This window comes from Prevotella merdae (genome assembly GCF_900290275.1).
Lineage (GTDB): Bacteria > Bacteroidota > Bacteroidia > Bacteroidales > Bacteroidaceae > Prevotella > Prevotella merdae.
This window is the reverse complement of the sequence record NZ_LT985324.1, coordinates 299040-307500: the sequence shown is the minus strand read 5'-3', so window position 1 is coordinate 307500 and position 8461 is coordinate 299040. Positions and strand designations below refer to the sequence as shown.

The window sequence follows — 8461 nt, the reverse complement described above, 5'->3', positions numbered from 1 at the left end:
TAAGATAGTGACTGTCCTTCAGACAGACGGGTTGTCCCATTCGGAAATCCTCGGATTAAGGGTTATTTGCACCTACCCGAGGCTTATCGCAGCTTATCACGTCCTTCATCGCCTCCGTGAGCCAAGGCATCCACCTTGCGCCCTTTTCTACTTTCTTCGAATCTTCCAAACAATTGCTTGCTTGGAAAACCGTAGCTCATACTTTCAGCTGTTGTTATTTTTTAACTTACAGTTTTGCTTGTATCAATATGTCAAAGATCGTTGTAAAGTAAAAAAGTAAAAGAGTAAAAAGAATTGGATTCTTCACTTTTAGTTCTTCACTTTTCACTTACTGTGTGGAGAATATCGGGGTCGAACCGATGACCTCTTGCATGCCATGCAAGCGCTCTAGCCAACTGAGCTAATCCCCCAGGGATTGAGTGGATAAAGCTTAGCTTCATCATTCTCTATTTATTAAGACAGTGCGCCAAGAAGCGTGGGAGAAGTCAACCAAACCATTTGAATGACAATCTTTTATTTGTTGTCCTGTGATTAGTAAAGCAATCGGATTTTTCACTTTTCACTTTTACCTTTTCACTTTCACGACTTGCTCGTACTCCAGAAAGGAGGTGTTCCAGCCGCACCTTCCGGTACGGCTACCTTGTTACGACTTAGCCCCAATCACCGGTTTCACCCTAGGCCGATCCTTGCGGTTACGGACTTCAGGCGCCCCCGGCTTTCATGGCTTGACGGGCGGTGTGTACAAGGCCCGGGAACGTATTCACCGCGCCATGGCTGATGCGCGATTACTAGCGAATCCAGCTTCGTGGGGTCGGGTTGCAGACCCCAGTCCGAACTGAGACATGTTTTAGGGATTAGACCGTATTTGCATACGGCCAGCTTTCTGTACATGCCATTGTAACACGTGTGTAGCCCCGGACGTAAGGGCCGTGCTGATTTGACGTCATCCCCACCTTCCTCACTCCTTGCGGAGGCAGTCCTCACAGAGTGCCCGGCTTTAACCGATGGCAACTGAGAGCAAGGGTTGCGCTCGTTATGGCACTTAAGCCGACACCTCACGGCACGAGCTGACGACAACCATGCAGCACCTCCACAGGCGCCCCGAAGGGCCTCATCATCTCTGAATCGTTCGCCTGCAGTTCAAGCCCGGGTAAGGTTCCTCGCGTATCATCGAATTAAACCACATGTTCCTCCGCTTGTGCGGGCCCCCGTCAATTCCTTTGAGTTTCACCGTTGCCGGCGTACTCCCCAGGTGGGATGCTTAACGCTTTCGCTTGGCCGCTTACGTCAGACGCAAACAGCGAGCATCCATCGTTTACCGCGTGGACTACCAGGGTATCTAATCCTGTTCGATACCCACGCTTTCGAGCTTCAGCGTCAGTTACGCTACAGCAGGCTGCCTTCGCAATCGGAGTTCTTCGTCATATCTAAGCATTTCACCGCTACACGACGAATTCCGCCTACTTCCCGCGCACTCAAGTCTGCCAGTTCGCGCTGCAATGCCCAGGTTGAGCCCCGACATTTCACAACACGCTTAACAAACGGCCTACGCTCCCTTTAAACCCAATAAATCCGGATAACGCCCGGACCTTCCGTATTACCGCGGCTGCTGGCACGGAATTAGCCGGTCCTTATTCATACGGTACCTGCAATAAGCCACACGTGGCTCACTTTATCCCCGTATAAAAGCAGTTTACAACCCATAGGGCCGTCTTCCTGCACGCTACTTGGCTGGTTCAGACTTCCGTCCATTGACCAATATTCCTCACTGCTGCCTCCCGTAGGAGTTTGGACCGTGTCTCAGTTCCAATGTGGGGGACCTTCCTCTCAGAACCCCTACTGATCGTCGCCTTGGTGGGCCGTTACCCCGCCAACAAGCTAATCAGACGCATCCCCATCCTTCTCCTTCACATTTCGTCCACGTTAGATGTCTGCTGTGGACTGCATACCGTGTTAGTCCGCCTTTCGACGGGTTATCCGATGGACAAGGGCAGGTTGGATACGCGTTACTCACCCGTGCGCCGGTCGCCATCAACAATAGCAAGCTATCGTCATGCTGCCCCTCGACTTGCATGTGTTAAGCCTGTAGCTAGCGTTCATCCTGAGCCAGGATCAAACTCTACATTGTAAAATATCTTTTACCAACTCTTGCCGAAGCAAGCGTTGCTTGTTTGTATCTGTTTCAGAACGAGCTTCCAAATTAGAGTCTAAAGTCAAACAAACTTGACGGTTCGTTTTTCTTCTACCCAAGAATGAGTGTTTCATCATTCTCGCTTCTTGTACTACTTTATCTGTCTTATGTAAATCTTTTCAAAGAACTCTTTCTATAAACTTGGCTGCGTCTCGGCAATTGAAGCAAGCTTCATTGCGCTCAACTTGCACAAGCTTTCTTTATCGCTTTCTCGAACACTTCTCTATCTCGTTTTGCTTGAGGTTTCGTTAGTTCTCGAAAGCGGATGCAAAGGTATGACTTTTTCTCGAGCCACCAAAACTTTCAACGGAAAATTGTAAGTAAATGTTTATATTTTAACAGATATTTACAACTTACATCGTGTTTTGTGAGCGTACACATTATAATATTATAAATAAACAGCCATTTATTACTATCGTTAACCTCTCGTCAAGTGTTATATCATCCTTCGTTGTTCCTCCACAGTCGCTCCCTACTACCACCACTCAATTATCGTTAATTCTTCGATTGTTCTTCGTTCGGCAAACGAAGGATGAACGAAGGATGAACGAAGCTCAATCGAAGAAACATCGAGAAGCGAACGAAGAACGAACGAGAAGCGAACAAGAACCTATCGAAGAAATTTATAGTATATTGCCTTACTTACACAAAAAAAAGCCCCAGCCACATACACCAAGTATGCAACTGAGGCCTCGTTATGAGAATTCAAATTTTTGCCGTTTTATTCTGCGCTCAAAATTACTCAGCGTTAACAAGCTTAATGCTCTTCATAACTGGAACAACTGCAGTACGCTTCTCGTTAGAATTGATGCGAGTAGCAACACCACCCTTGTTAGCCTTAACCTTTGCAGGAGCAACACCTGCAGGAGCTTCTACCTTAAAGAGTTCCTTTACCATAGGACCATACTCACCATTAGCGTTCTTAGCGATGGCAATACCATAGTACTCTTCACCTGCATTAACCTCGAATGTATATTTATCTACACCATACTGGTTGTAGTTAGGATCCTGAGGATCGCCATTAAGCAAATAATTCTTCCAGGTCTCTTCGCCTTTCTTATCAAATGCTTCCTTAGAAACAACTAAATCGTGATAAACTGCAGTCTGGTCATTAGGAGTGAAGATGATTGTGTATGTCAACTTATCTTCATATACATTAGCACCACCTGATGTGATAGCAACCTGAGCTACGCCTTCGCCACCCTGCTGCTTTGTTGTTACAGGAATTGTTACCATGTCAGCGAATGTACCAGCCTCGTCAACAGGAACTACACAAACCTCATAGTCTGTAGCAGGAGCCAAATCCTTCCAAGTGTTAGTGCTTACTCCATCGTATTCTCTGCCACTGAACTGAGCAATCATAGACTCAATATTCGGGAAGCCGAACATTGGTCCCCACTGCTCAAACTGAGCCTGTGCCTGACCCTTTTCAAACATACACCAATAGTAGCCTAAGCAATCCTTGTTTGCAGTCACAGTAAGAGTGAAGCTTGAACTTGTAGTCTCATCAATTGTATAAGAGATTGCTGGATTGCCAATCAAAGGAGCCTTCGGAGTAGTGAAATCTGCGCGCGAAGCCTCACAAGCTACACCGTACTCATCGTATGCTACAGTGAAAACTGTATATTTTGTATTTGGCTCAAGCTCCTGCTTAAAGCCTGTAAGTTCGGCATCAGTAAAGTCCTGATTGAACTTAGTAGTCTTCTGCTGATCGAAATACTGAGCGAGAACGTCATCCGAATATCTCTTGGCTGTATTTGCTGGCAATATGTCGATGCAATATGAGCTGTTAGGATCGGTACGTGTAACAGCTACGTGAAGAACATCACCCTTCTTGTCATCCTTTACATACTTAAGGAACTTAACATCAGCACGAACCTCACCCTCTTTCTTAGCGAAATAGATAGAGTCCACCTTGTCAAGAGCATAAGCCTTGTTTCCTGCCTGCGACATCACGATGAGTCGGTTAGGATTTTCTGTCTGTGCGTTTACGCCCATAGCCATAGCGAGGCCGAGCATTATAGAGAATATTTTTTTCATTTCTTGATAAATTTAAATGATTTGTTGTTTACTTTAAGGATATACACGCCGTTGGAAAGTGAGCCAACGTTTACTGGGCTTCCATTCCAAGACTTTAGGTCAACAACCTTCTCGCCACCAATGCTGTAGATAGCGGCATTTTCAGCCTTGGCAAGTCCAGCTACAGAGATAGTGTTTCCATCGTAAGCTACCTGCAGCTTAGAGGCATTGTTAGTAACACCAGCAATAGCTGTGGTTACATCCTCGAACTTAAGCACGAGATTGGTGTTGAGCGCAACCTCCTTAGTGGTCTTGTCAGAGAGTGTGACCATCATCTTGCCATCAGCAAAGCTGAGCTTGCTGATGTCGCTCAAGCTAAAGCTTGCAATAGTTGTCGCAGAGGGCGAGTCAACAGCCACAAGCTTACTGTCGGCATGAGCATTGCCTACTGCGAGCAGCGACAACAGAGCAAATGTCAGAGTAAATTTTTTATTCATAATAAATGTTTTAAGTTCTAAAACGTTTCAATATACATTCAAACGCTATTAAGGTTGCAAAATTAAACAAATAAATTTATTCTCCAAACTTTTTGCTATAAAATAATAATTTTAACACATCATTTTTCTATAATGCAGAAATAGGAGACTACAACAAGAAAGCCATAGTCTCCTACCAATATGTGTGCTCAGCGTTAGGTTCAATCCTCCAGGGAAGAACATCTGCGCCTTGGCAGAATAATTGATGCTGTTGGTCCAATAGTCCTTCTGGTTGGTGAGTCCCGATCCATTGGTTACTTTTGCAGATTATAACCAAATAACAATATACAATGAGCCTTTTTGTGGTTAATGAGGTTTTATAATGCTGTTATTAAGACTTTGTTGCAAGATAAATATAGAATAAATTTCCAGTAAATGCCATTTGTATTAGAAAAAATATGTAAGTTTGTAAACTAAAACATACTATTTGTAAATGTACATTCAATTAAGAACTAACAAACACAAGCAATAATATATGGAAACAAAAGGTTATAACAGCAAACAATACGCGCAACCTACAAAGCGGTATGTACAGACAATGGACCTCAACGACAATACAGAACTAATACGACGTTATCGCGAGGCTCACAACAAGGATCACTTTTGGAAGGATATTGGCAAAGGCATCAAACAGGTGGGCATACTCGAGATGGAGATATACATCCAGAACAACCGACTTGTGATGATTGTCGATACACCTGCCGACTTCGATTGGGATAAGGCGATGGCTAAACTTGCTACCCTACCCCGCCAGGCGGAATGGGAACAGTATGTATCTACCTTTCAGCAATGTGCAGCCAATGCTACAAGCGACGAGAAGTGGAATATGATGGAGAGAATGTTCTACCTGTACGAATAAACAAAACAATAACACAACATAAACACTCATCCTATAACATTCAACAAACACATATGAAGAAGCTATTATCCCTGCCCCCAAACCTTGTTGGCTGTTTTCACGACATAACAGGTCTTGATAAAGACAATTGGTTTTGCACCAACGACCCAGCAGAACACAAACTGGGCTCGGGCGGCGGAACCACTTGGCTCCTACAGTCAGCCTACGCTAACAGACATACAAAAGGCGAATCGTTTAACGAATGGCTTGCTAGCAACAAACGACTTATTCTGCATGCCGGCGGACAGAGCAGACGTCTGCCCTCGTACGCCCCGTCTGGAAAAATCCTTACACCACTGCCAGTGTTTCGTTGGGAACGTGGACAGAAGATCAACCAAGACCTGCTGTCGTTACAGATTCCTCTATACGAGCGCATCATGAACATTGCCCCGAAGGGCCTTAACACAATGATTGTAAGCGGCGACGTATATATTCGCGCCACTGAACAGCTGCAACCGATACCAAAAGACGCTGACATCGTGTGCTACGGATTATGGCTCGGTCCCGAGATAGCCAAAGACCACGGTGTATTTGTATCATCAACACAAACCCCCACCCAGCTAAAGTGCATGCTGCAAAAACCGTCAACCGATACCCTTGCATCTTTGTCAGCCAACCACTTCTACCTGACAGATATAGGTGTATGGATATTGTCCGATCGTGCCGTGCGCACATTAATGCAACGCTCAGTAACCGACGGCGACATCGAAAAAGGCCAAATTGACTATTATGACCTCTATGGAACATTTGGCTGTGCACTTGGCACCGATCCTGGTGTTAAAGACGAAGAGATTAGTAAACTTAAAGTGGCTATACTACCCTTGCCTGGTGGAGAATTCTACCATTTCGGAACATCGCACGAATTACTATCGTCAATGGTTGACATACAGAATATCGTGAACGACCAAAGAGATATAATGCACCATGACCGCAAGCCTCACCCATCGATCTTCGTACAAAATACGAAGTTAAACATAAAGTGGAACACAGAAAATAGAAATATATGGGTTGAGAACTCGTACATCGGAAAGAATTGGACCTTCAGCCAAAACAACATTGTAACAGGTGTGCCAGAAAACGAATGGATCATTAATCTCAAGCCTAACCAATGTGTCGACATTGTTCCTATCGGTGAGAAGGAATGGGCTGTAAGACCATACGGATTCTACGACAAATTTGCAGGCGACCAACAATTCGAGCCTATCTTTCCTGTTGTAGACAACATTGACGACATGGGGCGTGTGTTGCAATGGATGATTGACAATAATACCGACAACGGAGGGCGTGCCATATATGATAAAGCATATCGCCTAAGCGCCGACCAGATAAGTGCCCAAGCAAATCTTAAGCGACTTGTAGAGCAGCGCAGTTCACTGCGTGCAGAAAATCTACAAATGCTTGCAGACAATTGGCAGCATAGCGTGTTCTATCAGCTCGACCTTGAACATGCCGCCAGCGAATATGCCCACTTTAATATTCCTATGCCTAAGACATTACCTGAATCGGCTCCACTACTTACCCAGGCACATGACGCTATGTTCCGCTCTGAAGTTGCAAGATGCTCAAACACCATCGCCACACATGAGGAACGTGCATTCGAGCTACTGCGACAAGGTATAACAGAAAGTGTCAATATTCACAGACAAACACCCCACATGGCTGTATATAAGGACCAGATTGTATGGGGACGCTCACCTGTGCGCATCGACCTTGCTGGTGGATGGACCGACACTCCTCCATTCTGCCTAATGGAAGGCGGCAATGTTCTGAATATTGCCATCGAACTTAACGGTCAACCTCCATTACAAACTTACATTAAGCCATGCGCCGAACCACACATAGTAATGCGAAGCATTGACCTCGGAGCATCCGAAACTATAACAACGTTCGAGGAATTAGCACTATATAATAAGGTGGGATCGCCATTCTCTATACCAAAGGCTGCATTGGCTCTCGCTGGATTCTTGCCTCAATTCTGCAACGAACAGTTTGACACACTTACCGACCAGCTCCGTGCCTTTGGTTGTGGCATAGAGGTTACTCTACTTTCTGCTATACCTGCTGGTTCGGGATTAGGTACAAGTTCACTACTTGCATCCACTGTGCTCGGAGCACTGAACGACTTCTGCGGACTAGGATGGGACAAGACAGAGATTGGCCTACGCACACTCGTACTAGAACAATTACTTACCACAGGTGGCGGATGGCAAGATCAGTTTGGCGGATTATTACCTGGTGTTAAGTTATTACAAACCAATAAGGGATTCGCACAAAGCCCGGAGGTTCGTTATCTTCCTTCCGAGCTGTTCACATCGGCAGACTATCGTGCTTGCCATCTGCTCTACTACACCGGAATAACGCGCACAGCAAAGACAATATTGTCTGAAATAGTGCGTCGAATGTTCCTAAACCAGAACAATGAGGTACAACAACTGCGAGAGATGAAAGCCCATGCCCTCGATATGTTTGATGCCATACAACATATGGACTTCGACAGAATGGGCCGACTTGTACGCAAGACATGGACACAAAACCAGCTTATCGATTCCGGAACAAACCCAGCCTCGGTACTAGCTATAACTTCACTTATAGACGACTTATGCCTTGGCTACAAACTGCCTGGAGCTGGCGGAGGTGGTTATCTGTATATGATAGCCAAGGACGTTGATGCAGCCACACGCATACGTCACATCCTGTCGTGCCACCGCCCTAACGACAAAGCAAGATTTGTTGAAATGAATCTATGTACAAAAGGCTTGCAAATAAGTCGAAGCTAATAAACAGGAAACAAAAGCTAATGCGTCGAAAGCACAATAT

General features: G+C 45.3%; 4 protein-coding genes, 1 tRNA gene, 2 rRNA genes and 1 pseudogene (1 of these 8 running past the window's edge). 2 read left to right on the top strand and 6 right to left on the bottom strand.

The features are described 5' to 3' along the window. The 6 genes and pseudogenes from C9991_RS07665 to C9991_RS17035 form a co-directional block, all read right to left on the bottom strand. A 23S ribosomal RNA gene (locus C9991_RS07665) occupies nucleotides 1-157 on the bottom strand; it reaches 2735 nt to the left of the window's first position. 179 nt (nucleotides 158-336) lie between these two features. Then, nucleotides 337-410 (bottom strand) — tRNA-Ala (locus tag C9991_RS07660). Nucleotides 411-601: 191 nt separating this feature from the next. Further along, nucleotides 602-2128: ribosomal RNA gene (locus C9991_RS07655) — 16S ribosomal RNA — on the bottom strand. Together the 16S and 23S rRNA genes with 1 tRNA gene alongside form the textbook arrangement of a ribosomal RNA operon. A gap of 801 nt (nucleotides 2129-2929) precedes the next feature. Continuing rightward, nucleotides 2930-4231, bottom strand: coding sequence for a hypothetical protein (locus C9991_RS07650; protein ID WP_106811988.1), 1302 nt, complete (start codon nucleotides 4229-4231; stop codon nucleotides 2930-2932). After that, nucleotides 4228-4707, bottom strand: coding sequence for a T9SS type A sorting domain-containing protein (locus tag C9991_RS07645; RefSeq protein ID WP_106811987.1), 480 nt, complete (start codon nucleotides 4705-4707; stop codon nucleotides 4228-4230). Before C9991_RS07645 ends, C9991_RS07650 begins: the two co-directional genes overlap by 4 nt. A 186-nt stretch (nucleotides 4708-4893) precedes the next feature. After that, nucleotides 4894-5004 (bottom strand): annotated as a pseudogene (locus C9991_RS17035) (porin); the annotation flags it as partial. Nucleotides 5005-5221: 217 nt separating this feature from the next. Here C9991_RS17035 and C9991_RS07635 point away from each other — a divergent pair. Beyond that, entirely contained in the window at nucleotides 5222-5605 is a 384-nt protein-coding gene (locus C9991_RS07635; protein WP_106811986.1) for an L-rhamnose mutarotase, read from the top strand. A 53-nt stretch (nucleotides 5606-5658) separates the two neighbouring features. Continuing rightward, a complete protein-coding gene (locus tag C9991_RS07630; protein WP_106811985.1) occupies nucleotides 5659-8421 on the top strand; it encodes a bifunctional fucokinase/fucose-1-phosphate guanylyltransferase in 2763 nt (920 codons plus the stop codon). Nucleotides 8422-8461: the final 40 nt, after the last annotated feature.

Excerpts from the sequence above, each read along its gene's own strand:
- C9991_RS07650 (WP_106811988.1), bottom strand. The coding sequence starts at position 4,231 with ATGAAAAAAATATTCTCTATAATGCTCGGCCTCGCTATGGCTATGGGC.
- C9991_RS07645 (WP_106811987.1), bottom strand. The coding sequence starts at position 4,707 with ATGAATAAAAAATTTACTCTGACATTTGCTCTGTTGTCGCTGCTCGCA.
- C9991_RS07635 (WP_106811986.1), top strand. The coding sequence starts at position 5,222 with ATGGAAACAAAAGGTTATAACAGCAAACAATACGCGCAACCTACAAAG.
- C9991_RS07630 (WP_106811985.1), top strand. The coding sequence starts at position 5,659 with ATGAAGAAGCTATTATCCCTGCCCCCAAACCTTGTTGGCTGTTTTCAC.